The sequence below is a fragment of the Rhizobacter sp. P5_C2 genome (assembly GCF_054049715.1).
This window is the reverse complement of record NZ_JBFULV010000057.1, coordinates 1-17255: the sequence shown is the minus strand read 5'-3', so window position 1 is coordinate 17255 and position 17255 is coordinate 1. Positions and strand designations below refer to the sequence as shown.

Here is a 17255-nt window from a genome sequence, read left to right as displayed (position 1 = left end):
CTCCAGGGGTGTTTCAGATGATTCCGCCGTTGGCGCGGAGGGTTTGGCCGTTGACCCAGGCACTGTCCGGGCCGACGAGGAAGGACACGACCCCCGCGATGTCTTGCGGCGTGCCGAGGCGTTCCAGCGGCGCGGCCTTGGCCAGGCGCTCGATCACCTCGGGCGCCTTGCCGTCGAGGAACAGGTCGGTCGCGGTCGGCCCCGGCGCAACGGCGTTGACGGTGATCTGCCGGCCGCGCAGCTCCTTCGCGAGGATGTTCGTCATCGTCTCGATCGCAGCCTTGGCGGCCGCATAGGCCGAGTACCCCGGCGTCGCCAGCCCGACCACGCTGCTCGAGGAATTGACGATGCGCCCGCCCGCCTGCAGCCGCTTCACCGCTTCGCGCATCGTGTTGAAGCTGCCCTTGACGTTGATGTGGAACATGCGGTCGAAGGTGGCGTCGTCGGTGTCGACGAGCGCCGGCATGTTGGTCGGCATCACGCCGGCGTTGTTCACCAGCACGTCGACGCGGCCGTAGGCGCGGATCGCTTCGTCGAACAGCCTGCGGGCGGCCGCCGGGTCCGACACATCGGCCTGCACCGCGGTGGCCTGCCCGCCGGCGGCGGCGATGTCGGCGACGACCGCGGCCGCTGCGGCGGCGTTGCCGGCGTAGTTGACGACGACGGCGAATCCGTCGGCGGCGAGGCGGCGCGCGACGGTGGCGCCGATGCCGCGGGATGCGCCGGTGACGATGGCAACTTGCTGGGTCATGGTGAGCTCCTGGGATGGAAGTGACGATGGAATGAATTCTGGTTGCTCGATGGAAATCAATAAATGCGCAAGAATTGCCATCACTGTTCAACCAAGATCAACAAACAATCCACCAGCGAGCGCCCAGAATGGACCGTTTCCAGACCATGCAGCTGTTCGTCCGCATCGTCGAACTGGGCAGCTTCACGAAGGGTGCCGAAGACCTGGAGCTGCCGCGCGCCACCGCGACGCACGCCATCCAGCAGCTCGAGAAGCGCCTCGGCACGCGGCTGCTGCAGCGCACGACCCGCCAGGTGAAGCCGACGCCCGACGGCGAGGCCTACTACCAGCGCTGCGTGCGGCTGCTGGCCGACCTCGACGAGACCGAGTCGGCCTTCGGCCATTCGCTGGCGAACCCGAAGGGCAAGCTGCGCGTCGACCTGCAGGAAACGCTGGCCCGCCGCTTCCTGCTGCCGCACCTGGGCGAGTTCTGCGCGCGCTACCCCGACATCGAGCTCGACATCGGCATGGGCGACCGGCTGGTCGACCTGGTGCGCGAGGGGGTGGATTGCGTGCTGCGCGCCGGTAGCCCGCGCGATTCATCGATGGTGCAGCGGCACGTGGCCGACAACCCGCAGCTCACCTGCGCGAGCCCGGCCTACCTGGCGAGGTACGGCGTGCCGGTGTCGCTGGCCGAGCTGTCGCAGCACCGGGCGGTGAACTTCCTGTCGAGTGCGACCGGCCGGCGCATCCCGTTCGACTTCATCGTCGATGGCCAGCCGCAGACGGTGTTGATGAAGGGCAGCGTGTCAGTGCGCCATGCCGATGCCTATCTGGCGTGCTGCCTGGCCGGCCAGGGCCTGATCCAGGTACCGCGCTACAACGTTCAGGCCGAGCTGGCGGACGGGCGCTTGCAGGAGGTGCTGGCGGCGTGGCGTCCGGCGCCGATGCCGGTGTCGCTGCTGTACCCGCACAGCCGGCAGCTTTCGCCGCGGGTGCGGGTGTTCGTCGACTGGGTCATCGAGCGGATGACGGCCCCAGGCCCCGTGCCGATTCGCGCACCCGGCTGACCTCGCGCTTGATCACCGGCACGGCGCTCGCGGCGGCCGCGGGAACGGCGGCGGCCATCAGCAGGATGTCGGCGGCGAAGGCGTTGCGGTCGGCCCGCTCGGTCACCGGCAGGCCGATCGCCAGTGCCGCGAAGGCCACCGCCACCGGCAGGGCCACGCCGACGCCCGGCAGCAACTTGCGGGCCGCCGGCAACGAGCGGTGCGAGAGGTCCGAGAGGTGCGAGAAGTGCAGCGAGCGCATGGTGTTTTCTCCCTGGCGATGGAGAGACTGTAAGGACGACCCGATGACCCTGGTGTAGGTGCGCTCAAGAACGCACTGTAGGAATTCCACTCGCGGTGCCCGAGGTCGTCGGCGCCGGGGGCTGCGGCAGGTGGCGCATCGAGCCGAAGCTGCGCGCATAGACCCAGGTCAGCTCGGCGCCCATCAGGAAGATCTGCGCCGAGTAGTACACCCACACGAAGATCACGATCAGCGAGCCGGCGGCCCCGAAGCCCGAGGCCACGCCGCTCCTGCCGATGTAGGCGCCGATCAGGTAGCGGCCGACGGTGAACAGCAGCGCTGTCAACAGCGCGCCCAGCCACACGTCGTGCCAGCGCACGTCCACGCGCGGCATCAGCTTGTAGATCATCGCGAACACGCCGGTGGTCATCAGCAGCCCGACGGCCAGGTTCACCAGCTGCGCCAGCGTGGCCCAGTTGCCGAACGCGCCGCCCCACCATTTGCCGAGCGCCGAGATCGCGGCGCTGAGCACCAGCGACACCATCAGCAGGAAGGCGATGCCGAGGATCATGCCGAACGACAGCAGGCGCGCGCGCAGCAGGTTCCACCAGCCGCTGGCCCGCACCCGGGCCGGCGCGCGCCAGATGCGGTCGAGCGCGTCCTGCAGTTCGCCGAACACCGAGGTGGCGCCGACCAGCAGCACGACGATGCCCAGCACCGCCGACGCCGTGCCCTCGGCCGGCTTGTGCAGGCTGGCCAGCACCGCTTCCACCGCCTGCGCCGACTCGGTGCCGAGCAGCCCGCGGATCTGGCCGAACACCTCGCCGCGCGCAGCCTCTTCGCCGAACACCAGCCCGGCGATCGCGATCACGATCAGCAGCAAGGGCGCCAGCGAGAACATGCTGTAGTACGACAGCGCCGCGCCCATGCTGGGCGCGTAGTCGTCGATCCACGCATTGCCGGCCTGCTTGACGAGCGACCACCAGGCCCTTGGAGTTACATGCGACGACTGCTTGTGGTCCGCTGTGAGCAAGGTGACTTTGTCCATCGCATCAAGACTAGGCTTTAGGCGGACTACGGCAATCGTCCGTAAACGCAATGAGATGTAGGAGCCGTCGGACATGGGTCCAGCGATTTCCCCGCCAGAGATGGAAAGAGATTTTGGTCTTAATGCCGTGCTCAATGTTGCGGGTTGCGGTACCCGCCACGCAGAAACCAATTACTGTTGGCCAAAGCCTCGTAGAGCGCAGCCTTCCATGAGTTTGTTCTCTCACGTCTCTCGATGCGGGCTATCTCTGAGAGATGATCGCGTCGTAGTTCATCGGCGCCTAGTTCATGCAATTGTGTGGACAACCCGGCAACCTCGGAAGCGGCTTCGATTGAAAATCGCCTGGCGAGATCAAGTTGATCTAAGTAATTGGCCGTCCTCCGGGCCAAGTCTTCTGGCCATGATGCAGGCGGGAAGACGAAGTAGCGAACTGTCGTCGGTGCAGATTCGATAACCTCAGCATAAAGCCACGGCTCTTGTTCGACAACAGAAGTCTCAAAGTATGGGTGCAGAATTTGACCCTCATGAGTCACGACCGGCGATCCCTTGCCATTATTACAGTCCGTGCAGGATGGTATTAGGTTGGAGCATAGAACTGAGAATGCTGGGTATCGTGATTTCGAAAGAAAGTGATCGAGGGTTGATACTTGGCCAAACCCACAAAGGGGGCACTTCCCAAGCGGGGCTGTCAAAATAATTTTGTCATAGTACTTGCGAGCGGGCTTGCTTCGGTTGACCATGTAAGTTTTATACAGATCGACGAATTCTCCTTTTGTAAGGCCGGCAAGAACCATTTGCGCGTTGTCTCCCCAAGTGCTAGCAGGCAATGAAAAAAGCAGATGCGTTTCAGCAAGTGCCTCGTAATGACGGAAATACAATAGTACCTGTTCACGAGCGCCATGAAACTTATTTGCTAAGCCTGCATCGCTTATGCCTGCAATGCAAGCCGCATAGACTTCGGCTGAGTCCATATTTGGTTTGTTCAGACGCCTCATGTTGACTGACGCGTTGATGTGTCCCGAGCTGTAAGCAACACGCGCAATAGAGCTTGTGCTTCGAATCCGAGTTGTCCATTATATTGTTGGGCGATGCTCTCAAATGTGCCCCCTTCTAGAACAGCCTTCTGAAGGACCTCATGAAAGCCAGATTTCGAAACCTCCAAACCAAAGATCTCTCTAGTCAGAACGCCAACGTTTTCTCCGAAGGTTTCTCTTTCTGGGCGATCCACTCTTCCTTGAACACGTAGGCGGCTCATTTTCCAAACACATGATCGTGGGACTTCTTGGGCAACAACCGGAGAGTGAGTTGCAATAATCGCAACACCATTGCGATTATTCAATAGATCCGATAAGGCTCGAATGAATGCCGACAGAAGGGGTGGGTGCAAATGGCTTTCGGGTTCGTCCATCAATACGAGTGTTTTCTCTTCGACGGTATCAATTAATTTAGTAATGGTGAGTAGCACAATGGAATGGCCTGAACTCATCGACTTCACCAAGGATGCAGCCAATTGAAGAGCCGAGGCAGTGTCTACCTGGAGGAGTCGACTTAAATCCATGTCGGCGAAATTGCTGTCAGATTCCAGACGAGTTATTGCTGTATGCCAGCGATCTCGTTTTGCCGGTTGACTTAAGCACGATCGGAGAGCTTCAATAAAATCATTACCTAGGTCAATCTCTGTTTTAGGCGGCTGGCTTTCTATTCGAACTGATGCGCGAGTCTTCTTCATTCCGACATAGAAGTACGCAATTCCTTGGCTACGGTCGGGTTGATCGACTGGAGGCACAAAGGGGTCAAATGCGCTGAAAGATACAGATACGACACTACTGAAATAGTCTTTCGGCAAGGTTACCCACTTGGTCTTATTTGAATCGGGTATGTAAAAATTACCGCGGATAAGTGTAGGTGCTGTCTGTGGAACGATTGCCCGAACCATATTATTCAGCAAGGTGGTCTTGCCAACGCCATTGCGTCCGATCAAAACATGCAAATTGGTTGAAGGTTTTGAATCGGGTGTGACGTGGAAGTCCAAGCTAACCGCGGCATGTCGATTGTCGCCGGCTTCATAGTATGCGAAATGAAACTCTGTCAGAGTGGCCTGCCCAGCGAGTACGCGTCGAAATTGGCCTAGAATTACCGATTGACTGACAGTTCTCATCAACGAGCGTTGGAAAACCTCTTCGTTGTGGGCAACATTCAATATATCTTCGTTAAATACTACGTCTGCAAGCCCCTTGAGTAAAGTTTGCCGCTCGGCCTGACTGAGGTGCTCTCGCAAGACGCTATAGTAGTCAACATCTTGTCCCAAAGAAAACCAACCCGCGTCGAGACTAGAGAATTGCCTTGGAATTTTCTCGAGTGTCCAGCCTGTCCGTTGATTGATATAACCTATTTTTACTGTGCCTACTTCACGTCGCAAGCCGTTCGAGTTATAAAAAATAACTTCAAACGTTGATTTAAAAGAGTAGTCATCCCAATTGCTCGGAACGAGTTGGACTAAATTCCGACCCGATTGCACAGCACTCGCACCGTGCTCGAGTACATAAAAGGTGAGGCTCATGCTCATGCGTCTCCCTGAGAAAGACACATGTTACCCACGTATGGCTATGCGATGCGCCGTAGCGCACGTATCGACACCGGATACCGCGATAGGTCCACAGGAGACCGACCTGAGAAGGTCGGTCCCTTCTACCTTCTAGTTCACAGCGAGCCCAGGAAAGCCAGCACGGCCGCCCGGTCGTCTCGCGACAAGGCCTCGAAGCGCTGGCGGCTGTTGTCGGCCTCGCCGCCGTGCCAGCCGATCGCCTCCATCAGCGTGCGGGCCCGGCCGTCGTGCAGGTAGCGCACGTTCTGCGCGCTGCCTTGCACGAAGGGCAGCGAGCCGATGCCCCACAGCGGCGCGGTGCGCCACATCGACGGCTGCGCCTTGCCTTCGGCCACCGTGTCCGCGAGGCCCGCGCCCATGTCGTGCAGCAGCAAGTTGGTGTAGGGGTGGATGGTCTGGTCGCGCAGCTCGGCGAACGGGTGCGTCGTGCCGGTCTTCAGCGTCGCGGTGTGGCAGCCGACGCAGTTGACCTGCGCGAAGAGTTGCGCACCGCGCGCCACCTGCGTCGGGTTCACATCGTGCTCCGGCGAGACCCGCACGCCGGCGGGGAAGGCGCTGCGCAGGCTGCGCTGGGCCGGCACCGCGAGCAGCTCCAGGTACTGCACGACGCGCTGCAGCTCCTGCTCGTTGACGCCGGTGCCTTGCGGGTTGCTGCGGCAATCGGCCGCCGCGCGCTGGCAGCTGCGCGACGGGTACACCGGCGACACCACGCCCATGTCGTTGACCAGCGCCTCGGCGGCCTGGTGGCGCACGCTCGCCTTCGCGGCCTTCCAGCCGAAGCGGCCCAGCCGCGTCTGCCCCGTCTCCGGATCGGTCACCAGGTTGGCGACGCCGCGGATGCCGTCGCCATTCGCATCGCCCGGATCGGCCAGCGCGAGCACGGTGCTTTCGGGCAGGGCCTCCAGCAGCCCGACGCCGATCACCTGCGGCGCCTGGCGTGCCGAATACTGCGCCGGCACCGGGCCCTTGAAGGCGTAGACCGGCTTCTGCAGCTCGACCTTCTCGCCATCGGCCAGCGTGCGCAGCGTCGTCGTGTAGCTCTGCAGGTTGACGCCGTAGTCGGCCGCGCCGGCGGCGCTCGCCTTCTGCAGCACGTTCAGGCCGTAGGTCGCGTCGGGCACGCGCTTGCCGTCGGCACCGGCCGTGCCGGTCAGCACCGTGCCGGCGAACACCGTGCCGGCCGCCGCCGCGGTGGTGCGCCCGTTCAGCCCGTGGCAGCCGATGCAGCTCACCTGGTTGTAGCGCGGCCCCAGTTGCCCGGCGTGGGCGCTGAACACCGGGTTGCTTTCAGGGTGCTCCGAATGCCGGCCGTCGATGAACGAGGTGTGGAACAGCCGCCGCCCCTCGACGAAGCGCTTGGTGTTCTGGATGCCGATGTTGTTGGCCATCTGCTGGAACACGCGCATCGGCTCTTCGGAGTAGTTGTACGACAGGCTGGTCTGCCCGCCGGACAGCGTCTCGGCCGGCAAGGGCGCGGAGTCGAGGTTCGGCGCGATGCCGTACCACGGCCGCAGCCCGACGCCGGCCACGTACAGCTGCTCGAACGAGTAGTAGCGTGCGCCGCCGCCATCGATCACCGCGCTGCCGTCGGCGTTGTACTTCAGCCGCGGGGCCGGGGCCAGCTCGACCGGGTCGCCGACCTTCAGCGTGCTGTGCGGGTCGGTGCGCCAGTTGGTGTCGACCGAGAACTGGCAGTCGGCATCCGGCTGCCCGGCGATGCAGATCGGCAGCGGGTAGTTGTCCTGGTTCAGGAACTTCGGATTGCCGAAGCCGTAGTTCAGTGCCCAGCCGTAGTCGCGCACGTTCGGGTCGCCGGCGTTGCGGAACAGGCTGAAGGTGGTGCCGTCGAAGATGCCGTCGTTGACGCGCATCGTGAAGGTGATCTTCGAGCGGCCGGCGGGCACCTCGTCGCGGATCACCAGCCCGAAGGTGCGGTTCTGGAAGTAGAACGACGGGAAGGTCAGGTAGCGGCCGGGGCCCTGGTCGGGGGCGTCCCAGGCCTCGCCGCGTTCGCGTGCGTGGCGCTCGGTGGGCCGCATGCCCATGTAGGTGACCAGCGTGCCGTCGGCCTCGACCGTCTGGATGGTCTCGGTGATCGCCGTGCCCTGCGGGAACAGCGGCACCACGCCGACCGGGTCGGGCGGGTTGGTGCTGCCGCCGACCAGCTTGAACTGCTGTGTGCTGCCGTTGGTGCAGCCGTACTGGCGCAGGCTCGCCGCATCGGCCGCCTGCACGCATTTGCCGCTGTTCACGTTGACCAGCGCGACCACGCCCACGGCCGGTTCGCCGAGCGTGAAGCGCTGCGCGTTGGTGCCGTTGTCGGTCCACTGCTGCAGCGGCGCGCCGTCGCTGGCGGACGCGTTCTGCACGTCGACCGCCAAGCCGCTGGCCGCGACCGTCAGCTTGTAGACGCCGGTCGACACCAGCGCCAGGTTGAACTGCTGCGTCGTGGCGCTGCTGCAGGCCTGCAGTTGCAGCGCCGTGCCGCTGGCATTGCTGCCGCCGTTGACGCCGATGCACTGGCCGGTGGACACGCTTTGCAGCGCGTAGCGGCCGGCGGTGACGGCCATCGCCTGCTCCTTGGCAGAGCTGCTGGTGGCATCGGAAGAAGGGGCGGGACCGTCGTTGCCACCGCAGCCTGCGAGCAGCAGGGCTGACAGCCCGATGCTCGAAGCCAAAGCGCGGCCCGACCCATGTGCTGGGACCAGTTTCATGTCGTCTCCTTGTTTGGATGGCAGAAACGGTCCCCGTACTGCGGTCATTGGAACCGGTTCCAAGTACTGCGCCGCCATTGAACTCCTGCCAGCTCGGAACGTCCAGTCGGATAGAAAACTTTCGTTCTCGGCGCGTTCACGGCCTGTTTGCGGTGTCTTCCTACATGAACGCGCGCGATCTGCCGGTGTCGAACCGTTGGCGTCCGACCCTAGGCTTGGGGCCCGTCGTCGAATGCCGTCCAAGGAGTCCCGCCATGCCCCACGCCATCTGGAAAGGCGCCATCAGCTTCGGTCTGGTGCATGTGCCGGTCGCGCTGTATCCCGCGTCGTCGGAATCGGGCGTCGACTTCGACTGGCTCGACAAGCGCTCGATGGACCCGGTCGGCTACAAGCGCGTCAACAAGCGCACCGGGCGCGAGATCGACAAGACCCACATCGTGAAGGGCGTCAAGGTCGAGGGCGGCGACTACGTCGTGCTGAGCGACGACGAGATCAAGGCGGCGTACCCGAAGACCACGCAGACGATCGAGATCGAATCGTTCGCGCATGCGCAGGAGATCCCGTTCACGATGCTCGACCGACCGTACTACCTGGAGCCGCTGGCCAAGGGCGAGAAGGTGTATGCGCTGCTGCGCGAGGCGATGCTCGCATCGGGCGTGATCGGCATCGCGCGCGTCGTGATGCACACCAAGGAGCACCTGGCCGCGCTGATCCCGAGCGGGCCGGCGCTGATGCTGAACACGCTGCGCTGGGCGGCCGACATTCGCCCGTGGGCCGACATCAAGCTGCCGCCTGAAGGGAAGAAGAGCACGAACCTGAAGGAGGCCGAGCTGAAGATGGCGAAGCAACTGATCGGCGACATGACCGAGACCTGGAAGCCCGAGGCGTATTCGGACCGCTTCAGCGAGGCGATCCACGCGCTGGTGGCCAAGCGCATCGAGCGCGGCGAGACCGAGCAGGTCGAGCCGATGGAGGAGAGCGGCGAGAAGGCGGGGGCCAGCAACGTGGTCGACCTGACCGAACTGCTCGCGAAGAGCCTGAAGGGCAAGCCGGCATCGGCCTCCAAGCCGGCGGCCCGCAAGACTACGGCGCGCAAGCGGGCCTGAGGACGGGGCCATGGAACGCAGTTCGCGTGCGTCGGCTCCCGCCGATCCGCTGCACACCTACTGGAGCAAGCGCGATTTCAGCAAGACGCCCGAGCCGCGCGGCGAGCACGCGAAGGCGGGCGACGAGTTGGTGTTCGTCGTGCAGAAGCACGATGCGACGCGGCTGCACTACGACTTCCGGCTCGAACTGGGCGGCGTGATGCTGTCGTGGGCGGTGCCGAAGGGGCCGAGCTTCGACCCCGCCGAGAAGCGGCTCGCGGTGCGCACCGAAGACCACCCGGTCTCGTACAACAGCTTCAAGGGGCGCATCCCCGAAGGCCACTACGGTGCCGGTGACGTGATCGTCTGGGACCGCGGCACCTGGCAGCCGGTCGGGGGTGTGCGAGAGGCAAAGAAGGGCCTGGCGGCCGGCAAGATCGCGTTCACGCTCGACGGCGAGAAGCTGCATGGCGCGTGGGAGCTGGTGCGCATGCGCAAGTCAGGCAGCGAGAAACAGCAGCCGTGGCTGTTGCTGAAGAAGAAGGATGGTTTCGCGCGGCCGCATGCCGAATACGACGTCGTCAGTGCGCTGCCGGACAGCGTCAATGCAACGGCCGTGGCCGAGGCGGTCGACACGGGCAACACGGAAGCCAAGGCCGTGAAGGCGCCGCTGCCGGCGACGATGACGCCGCAGCTCGCGACGCTCGCGAGTGGTGTGCCGTCCGATGGCGACTGGGGCTTCGAGATCAAGTTCGATGGCTACCGGATCATGACGCGCATCCAGCGCGGCAAGCCCACGTTGATCACGCGTGGCGGGCACGACTGGAGCGCGAAGATGCCGTCGCTGGTGGCGGCGCTGCGCAAGCTCGGTGTGGCCTCGGCGTGGCTCGATGGCGAGATCGTCGTGCTCGGCGACGACGGCCTGCCAGTCTTCAATCGCTTGCAGAACGCGTTCGACGGAGGCGACACCTCGCACGTGGCGTACTTCCTGTTCGACCTGCCGTACTTCGAAGGGCACGACCTGCGCGAGCTGCCGCTGCGCGAGCGGCGGCGGCTGCTGAAGCAGCTGCTCGACGCGAAGGGCAGTGGGCCGCTGCGCTTCAGCGAGGACTTTCCGGCCGATGCGGCCAGCGTGCTGCAGTCGGCCTGCCGGCTGAAGCTCGAAGGCGTGATCGCGAAGCGGCAGGATGCGCCGTACGTGTCGCGCCGCACCGAGACCTGGCTGAAGCTGAAGTGCCAGCAGCGCCAGGAGTTCGTGATCGGGGGCTACACCGACCGGCGTGGCGAGCGCGAGGGCGCGCACATCGGCAGCCTGCTGCTGGGGGTGCACGACGACGCCGGCAAGCTGAAGTCGGTCGGCAGCGTCGGCACCGGCTGGGATTCCGCGACGGCCGCCGAGCTGAAGAAGAAGTTGCTGAAGCTGCAGGTCGATGCATCGCCATTCGACACGGCGCCGAAACCGGGGCGCGGGCCGCGCGGTGCCGAGGGCGAGCGCCGCTGGGTCAAGCCGACGCTGATGGCCGAGGTGAGCTTCGGYGAATGGACGCCCGACGGGCAGATCCGGCATGCGTCGTTCGAGGGCCTGCGCGCCGACAAGCCGGCGAAGCGGATCACGCGCGAGCGTGCGGTCGACGTGAAGGAGAAGCCCGCGATGAAGGCTGCATCGGCAACCAAGGTGACGCACCCGGAGCGCGTGATCGACAAGAGCACCGGCTTCACGAAGCTCGACCTCGTTCGCTACTACGAGAGCATCGCCGAGCGGATGCTGCCGCACCTGAAGGGCCGGCCGTGCGCATTGATGCGCGCGCCGGAGGGCGTTGGCGGCGAGATGTTCTTCCAGAAGCATGCCGGCAAGATGCGATTCCCCGAGATGCGCGAACTCGACCCGGCGCTGTGGCCGGAACACGACCCGCTGCTCGAGGTGCCGAGCGCGGCCGCGCTGGCCGGTGCGGCGCAGATGAACGTGATCGAGTTCCACACCTGGAATGCGCTCGCGAAAAACATCGACAAGCCTGACCGCATGGTGTTCGACCTGGACCCGGGCGAGGGTGTCGAGTGGGCGAAGGTGCGCGAGGCGGCGGCGCTGGTGCGATCGCTGCTGCAGGCGCTGGGCCTGGAGGGCTGGCTGAAGACCAGCGGCGGCAAGGGGCTGCACGTGGTGGTGCCGTTGAAGCCGCAGCATGGATGGGATGCGGTGAAGGGCTTCTCGCAGGCGATCGTGCAGCACATGGCGAGCGTGGTGCCGGATCGCTTCGTCGCGAAGAGCGGGCCGAAGAACCGCGTCGGCAAGATCTTCGTCGACTACCTGCGCAACGGCCACAACGCGACCACCGCCGCGGCGTTCTCAGCCCGCGCGCGGCCGGGGATGGGCGTGTCGATGCCGGTGCCGTGGGAGATGCTCGACGAGCTGAAGGGCGGCGACCAGTGGACGGTCAAGACCGCTCGCGAGCACCTGTCGTTCGAGCGCGAGGATCCGTGGAAGGACTACTGGACGACGAAGCAGGTGCTGGGGCGGGCGATGCAGCGGCTGGGGTTCAAGCCGGTGAAAGAGAAGAGACCACCCCGTTCGCCCTGAGCAGGGACTGAGCCTGTCGAAGGCCCGTCCGTCGAAGGGGTGTCGCGGATGCGCTTCGACGCTTCAGCTGCACTGCGAACAGGCTTCGACAGGCTCAGCCCGAACGGGATTGATCTCGAACGCGCTCAGTTGATCTGCGTTCGCGGGTCGCGTGTTCCGCCGTGGCCACGCCGCCTCGCCACCGCCCCCATCCCCGCCAACCCCAGCACCATCAACCCCCACATCGCCGGCTCCGGCACCGGCGCGGCACTGTTCCAGCTGTACGCGAACAGCTCGAAGCTGCCGAACAGCACCTGGCCCGAGTGGTTGTGCACCGTCAGCGACAGGTGCCCGAGCGGGTCGGCGCTGTACGTGAAATCGTCGAAGCTCGGCAGCCGCTGCTGCACGCCGGTGCCGGGCGCCGTCGGGTTCTCGTTGAAGATGTTCGCGATCAGGTTCACGCCGTTGGTCGCGAACGCCTCGTCACGAAAGATCAGCGCCGCCTGGTGCACGTACATGTCGGGCCGGGTGCTGTCTTCGGTGAAGCGCGGCAGCGGCGTCGACCCCAGCGAGTTCGTCAGCATCGCGATGCCCGAGAACGTCACCGAGGCGAACGGGTTCAGCACGAACGGGCGCTGCCAGTTGATCGTCGCGCTCGCCTCGTCGTCCTGCCGATCGGCGTGCCAGCCGGTCGACACGCTGCCGTGCCCGATCGAGGCCTGGGCCGACAGCGTCTCGTCCGGTGCCTTCGGCAGCTCGATCACCGCCTCGCCAAAGGGCGTGCCCGCGCGCGCCGACGCGTCGAGCAGGCGCGACTTGAGGTTCAGCGACTGCCCATCGTTCGGGCCCGGCACCTCGTGCGCGGTGACGAGCGATGCCTGGAAACCGTTGTCCGCCAGCCAGTGCCCCGGCTCGCCGGTGTCGAGCCCCGTCGGCGTGCCGAGCGTGAAGGTTGCCGAGGCCGAACCCGGCATCGCGTCCGATCCCGCTTGCGCCGCACCGCACACACCGAGCGCGCACACCGAGGCGGCGATCCACATCATCTTCATCTGGGTTCTCCCTGCCGGATCCACTTCCGGAAATCGCCCATTGAAGAACGCGCCGCCGCCCGCGGCAACCCCCAATTGGTTGCCGCCCGTGTATCCGACGGACGGTCCGCCTACAACGAAATCAGCGCGACGCCAGGCTCTGCGCCGGCCGCCGCAGGCTCGGGTCGAACGGATGGATCTGCGGACCGATCGCGGCCGCCTCGCGCTTGAGCAGCTCCACCACCGTCGGCATGCGGTCGGCATTCAGCCGGTCCGAGATCGTGCCCACCGACAACGCGGCCACCGCACGCCCCTCGCGGTCGAGCACCGGCACCGCGACGCCCGCCATGCCTTCCAGCAAGCCGGTGTTGCGCCCTGCGAAGCCGGTCTGCCGCACGCGATCGATTTCGGTGCGCAGGTAGACCTCGTCGTACACGCCGTACTCGCGCACCCGCGACAGGTTGAAGCGGATCACCTCCTCGCGCTCGGCCTCGGGCAGGAAGGCAAGGATCGCGAGCGCCCCTTGCCCGACGCCGAGTGCGACACGCCCGCCGACGTCGCCGGTGAACGAGCGGATCGGGAACGGCCCCTCGCTGCGGTCCAGGCACACCGCATCGAAGCCGCTGCGCGCCAGCAGGAAGATGCTGTCGCCCAGGCTCGCGCACAGCCGCAGCAGCGCGGGTCGGCACAGCGTGCGCAGGTCGGCCGGGTTGCCGGCCGACGCGGCCAGCGCGAAGAACTCGATGCCGAGGCGATACAGCTTGCTGCGCGCGTCCTGTTCGACCATGCCCTCTGCCACCAGCGACTGCAGCAGACGGTGCGTGGTGGCCTGCGTCAGGCCCACGCTGCGTGCAATCTGCGTGACGCGCCCCCCATCGGCGGGCCCCTGCGCCAGCGCACGGATCACGGCAAACAGCCGACTGGCGGCGGCGGTCGACGGGCTGTCTTCGCTCATGCTCGATCCTGTGGAATCCTGTGGGTCACGGATGCCCGAAGTATTCCATCAAACGAAATAGGGAAATGGAGTATTTGATTGATTGGAATTCTCGGGTCAAGATGGCCCGCAACTTGCAATTTATCGAAAGAGATTTCCCAAAGGGCACCATGTCTTTCCTGCAGTTGACCGGCCTGACCAAGTTCTACGGCGACACCTGCGCGGTCGCCGACATGAACCTGTCGGTCGAGAAGGGCGAGTTCGTCTCGCTGCTCGGCCCGTCGGGCTGCGGCAAGACGACCACGCTGCAGATGGTGGCCGGCTTCGAGCCGGTGACGCGCGGCCGCATCGAGCTCGACGGCCGCGACATCACGCACGCCAAGGCCAACACCCGTGGCCTGGGCATCGTGTTCCAGACCTATGCGCTGTTCCCGCACATGACGGTCAGCGCGAACGTGGCCTTCGGGCTCGAGATGCGCAAGATGCCGCGCGCCGAGCGGGCCGAGCGCGTGCGCGACGCGCTCGCGCTGGTGCACCTGGAAGCGCATGCCGCCAAGTACCCGCGCGAGCTGTCGGGCGGCCAGCGCCAGCGCGTGGCGCTGGCCCGCGCGCTGGTGATCGAGCCGCCGGTGCTGCTGCTCGACGAGCCGCTGTCCAACCTCGACGCCCAGCTGCGCGAGGAGATGCAGTTCGAGCTGCGCCGCATCCAGCGCCAGGTCGGCACCACCACGGTGATGGTCACGCACGACCAGGGCGAGGCGATGTCGATCAGCGACCGCGTCGTCGTGATGGAGCAGGGCCGCGCGACGCAGGTCGACCGGCCGCAGCGCGTCTATGAACACCCGCGCACGCGCTTCATCTCGACCTTCGTCGGCAAGGCCAACCTGCTGGAGGGGCGCGTCAACGGCGAAGGCGCGGTCGATGTCGGCCCGCTGCGCGTGGTGGTCGACGACACCGGCTTCCGCCCCGGCGCCGCGGTGCTGCTGAGCGTGCGGCCCGAGAAGCTGCAGTTCGTCGTGGTCGGCCTCGGTCGGCTCGACGGCGAGATCGCCGAGCGCTTCTTCCTCGGCAGCCAGTGGCTGTACCGCGTCGACACCGCGGTCGGCGCGCTGGCGGTGCTGTGCCCGAACGACGGCCGCACCGCGCTCGAGACCGGGCAGCGCACCGGCATCGACTGGCCGGTGCATTGCAGCCGCTTGTTGCCGGGCGACACCGCGAACACCGCGGCGGAGACCACGCCTTGAAGCTCGCCCCCTGGTGGCTCAGCGCCCCGGCCGCGCTGCTCTTCACCGGCCTGCTGCTGGTGCCGCTCGCGCTGACCGCGGTGCTGTCGTTCAACGTCTACGACCCCGCCACCGGCGCGCGTGCCGGCGAGTTCACGCTGGCGCACTACGCGGCGGTGTTCGGCGATCCGTACTACCACGGCATCTTCTGGCGCACCTTCCGCATCTCGGCGCTGGTGGCGCTGATCTGCGTGCTGGTCGGCGCGCCCGAGGCGTACGTGCTCAGCCGCATGCGCAACCCGTGGCGCTCGGTGATGCTGCTGGTGGTGCTGGCGCCGCTGCTGGTCTCGGTGGTGGTGCGGGCCTTCGGCTGGAGCATGCTGCTCGGCCCCGAGGGCCTGGTCAACGCGGCGCTGGGCGCGTTCGGCCTCGGGCCCTTCAAGCTGCTCTACACCGAGACGGCGGTCGTCATCGCGCTGGTGCACGTGATGCTGCCCTTCATGGTGATCCCCGTCTGGACCTCGCTGCAGAAGCTCGACCCCGGCATCGAGAACGCGGCGCTGTCGCTGAAGGCGTCGCCGTTCACCACGCTGCGCCGCGTCGTGCTGCCGCAGGTGATGCCGGGCATCCTGTCGGGCAGCCTGATCGTGTTCGGCCTCGCGGCCAGCTCGTTCGCGATCCCCGGGCTGCTCGGCGGGCGCCGCCTGAAGATGGTGGCCACAGTCGTGTACGACGAGTACCTGCACGAGCTCAACTGGCCGCTCGGCGCCGCGATCGCGCTGACGCTGCTGGCCGCCAACCTCGCGGTGATGCTGGGCTGGAACCGGCTGATCGAAGGCCGTTACCGGCGTGCGCTGGGCTGACAGCATGAACCGCAACGGCCCGCTCGCCCTCGCGTTCAACGCGCTCGTCGTCGCCTTCATGCTGGCGCCGCTGGTTGTCGTCTGCCTGGTCGCCTTCACGCCCGAGAACACGCTGACGCTGCCGACCACCAGCTTCTCGCTGCGCTGGTTCCGCGCGGTGTTCGAGCATCCGGATTTCATGCAGTCGTTCTGGAACAGCCTGTGGCTCGCGCTCGGCTCGGCCACGCTCGCCACGCTGCTGGCGGTGCCGGCGGGTCTCGCGATCACGCGTTTCCAGTTCGCCGGGCGCGAGTTCCTGAACGGCCTGTTCCTGTCGCCACTGATCATTCCGCACCTGGTGCTGGGCGTCGCGCTGCTGCGGCTGTTCGCGCTGGTCGGCGGCAGCGGCAGCTTCGGCTTCCTGGTGTTCGCGCATGCGCTGATCGTCACGCCGTACACGCTGCGCCTGGTGGTGGCGGCGCTGGTCGGCTTCGACCGCAGCGCCGAGCAGGCGGCGGCCTCGCTCGGGGCCGGCCGCTTCACGGTCTTCCGCCGCATCACGCTGCCGATGATCCTGCCCGGCGTCACCGGCGGCTGGATGCTGGCCTTCATCAACAGCTTCGACGAGGTGACGATGTCGATCTTCGTGACCTCGCCGAGCACGGTGACGCTGCCGGTGCGCATGTACATGTATGCGACCGAATCGATCGACCCGCTGATGGCCGCGGTGTCGGCGCTGATGGTGGGCGTGACGGCCCTCGCGATGGTGCTGCTTGACCGGGTCTACGGACTCGACCGCGTGCTGGTGGGAAGACGCTGATGAACGCACGCCGACCGCTGCTGGTGCGCCTGGCCGAGACCGATCGCGCGCGCGTGGCCTTCACGCTCGACGGCGAACCGGCCTCCGCGCTCGAAGGCGACACCGTGCTGACCGCCGTGTTGACCCAGCACGACCGGCTGCGGCGCAACGAGTTCAGCCACGCGCCGCGCGCAGGCTTCTGCCTGATGGGCGCCTGCCAGGACTGCTGGATCGCGACGGCCGACGGCGAACGGCTGCGCGCCTGCGCCACGGTGATCGCGCCGGGCATGGCCTTGCTGAGTGGGGAGGGCGTATGACGCAACCCGTGATCGTCGGAGCCGGCCCGGCCGGCGTGCGGGCGGCGCAGGCGCTGGCCGCGCACGGCCTGCGGCCGGTGCTGATC

Annotated in this window: 16 protein-coding genes; 8 read left to right on the top strand and 8 right to left on the bottom strand. The window is 65.9% G+C overall.

All coding sequences use genetic code 11. The features are described from left to right. Positions 1-13 precede the first annotated feature (13 nt). Complete coding sequence (locus ACXJLU_RS20510) at positions 14-751, bottom strand: SDR family oxidoreductase (protein WP_457334133.1); 738 nt, start codon at positions 749-751, stop codon at positions 14-16. 128 nt (positions 752-879) lie between these two features. Here ACXJLU_RS20510 and ACXJLU_RS20505 point away from each other — a divergent pair, with 128 nt between their 5' ends. After that, on the top strand, positions 880-1800 hold the full coding sequence (locus tag ACXJLU_RS20505; RefSeq protein WP_457334131.1) for a LysR family transcriptional regulator: 921 nt from the start codon (positions 880-882) through the stop codon (positions 1798-1800). Here ACXJLU_RS20505 and ACXJLU_RS20500 read toward each other — a convergent pair. From ACXJLU_RS20500 to ACXJLU_RS20480, 5 genes are all read right to left on the bottom strand, one after another. Then, entirely contained in the window at positions 1748-2041 is a 294-nt protein-coding gene (locus ACXJLU_RS20500) for a hypothetical protein (RefSeq protein ID WP_457334129.1), read from the bottom strand. The genes ACXJLU_RS20505 and ACXJLU_RS20500 overlap by 53 nt on opposite strands. Before the next feature lie 64 nt (positions 2042-2105). Continuing rightward, positions 2106-3068 carry a YihY/virulence factor BrkB family protein gene (locus ACXJLU_RS20495; protein ID WP_457334127.1) on the bottom strand — a complete coding sequence of 321 codons (963 nt, stop codon included), beginning with the start codon at positions 3066-3068 and terminating at the stop codon, positions 2106-2108. A 131-nt stretch (positions 3069-3199) separates the two neighbouring features. Further along, complete coding sequence (locus ACXJLU_RS20490; RefSeq protein WP_457334125.1) at positions 3200-4039, bottom strand: HNH endonuclease; 840 nt, start codon at positions 4037-4039, stop codon at positions 3200-3202. 20 nt (positions 4040-4059) lie between these two features. Next, on the bottom strand, positions 4060-5634 hold the full coding sequence (locus ACXJLU_RS20485) for an AAA family ATPase (protein WP_457334123.1): 1575 nt from the start codon (positions 5632-5634) through the stop codon (positions 4060-4062). A 134-nt stretch (positions 5635-5768) separates the two neighbouring features. Beyond that, positions 5769-8387: a di-heme oxidoredictase family protein gene (locus tag ACXJLU_RS20480; protein ID WP_457334121.1), complete on the bottom strand. Its 2619-nt coding sequence runs from the start codon at positions 8385-8387 to the stop codon at positions 5769-5771. 254 nt (positions 8388-8641) lie between these two features. Between ACXJLU_RS20480 and ku the strand changes: the two genes are divergently transcribed. Both ku and ligD read left to right on the top strand, forming a co-directional pair. Then, on the top strand, positions 8642-9493 hold the full coding sequence (ku, locus tag ACXJLU_RS20475) for a non-homologous end joining protein Ku (protein WP_457334119.1): 852 nt from the start codon (positions 8642-8644) through the stop codon (positions 9491-9493). 10 nt (positions 9494-9503) lie between these two features. Then, positions 9504-12047 (top strand): DNA ligase D, encoded by a 2544-nt coding sequence (gene ligD / locus ACXJLU_RS20470; RefSeq protein ID WP_457334117.1) that lies wholly within the window; start codon positions 9504-9506, stop codon positions 12045-12047. A 125-nt stretch (positions 12048-12172) separates the two neighbouring features. Here the strand turns inward: ligD and ACXJLU_RS20465 are convergent, their stop codons facing one another. After that, positions 12173-13075, bottom strand: a complete 903-nt coding sequence (locus ACXJLU_RS20465; protein WP_457334115.1) for a PEP-CTERM sorting domain-containing protein — start codon at positions 13073-13075, stop codon at positions 12173-12175. A 121-nt stretch (positions 13076-13196) separates the two neighbouring features. Continuing rightward, a complete protein-coding gene (locus ACXJLU_RS20460) occupies positions 13197-14009 on the bottom strand; it encodes an IclR family transcriptional regulator (RefSeq protein ID WP_457334113.1) in 813 nt (270 codons plus the stop codon). A 149-nt stretch (positions 14010-14158) separates the two neighbouring features. Here ACXJLU_RS20460 and ACXJLU_RS20455 point away from each other — a divergent pair, with 149 nt between their 5' ends. The 5 genes from ACXJLU_RS20455 to ACXJLU_RS20435 form a co-directional block, all read left to right on the top strand. Then, entirely contained in the window at positions 14159-15232 is a 1074-nt protein-coding gene (locus ACXJLU_RS20455; protein WP_457334111.1) for an ABC transporter ATP-binding protein, read from the top strand. Next, the gene (locus ACXJLU_RS20450) at positions 15229-16074 is read left to right on the top strand and encodes an ABC transporter permease (RefSeq protein WP_457334109.1); all 846 of its coding nucleotides are present in this window, start codon (positions 15229-15231) and stop codon (positions 16072-16074) included. The genes ACXJLU_RS20455 and ACXJLU_RS20450 overlap by 4 nt, the downstream gene beginning before the upstream one ends. A 4-nt stretch (positions 16075-16078) precedes the next feature. Continuing rightward, on the top strand, positions 16079-16873 hold the full coding sequence (locus ACXJLU_RS20445; RefSeq protein ID WP_457334107.1) for an ABC transporter permease: 795 nt from the start codon (positions 16079-16081) through the stop codon (positions 16871-16873). Then, positions 16873-17169, top strand: a complete 297-nt coding sequence (locus ACXJLU_RS20440; protein WP_457334105.1) for a (2Fe-2S)-binding protein — start codon at positions 16873-16875, stop codon at positions 17167-17169. Before ACXJLU_RS20445 ends, ACXJLU_RS20440 begins: the two co-directional genes overlap by 1 nt. Beyond that, positions 17166-17255: FAD-dependent monooxygenase (locus ACXJLU_RS20435; RefSeq protein WP_457334178.1), on the top strand; the 90-nt coding region annotated here is incomplete at its 3' end. The genes ACXJLU_RS20440 and ACXJLU_RS20435, both read left to right, overlap by 4 nt.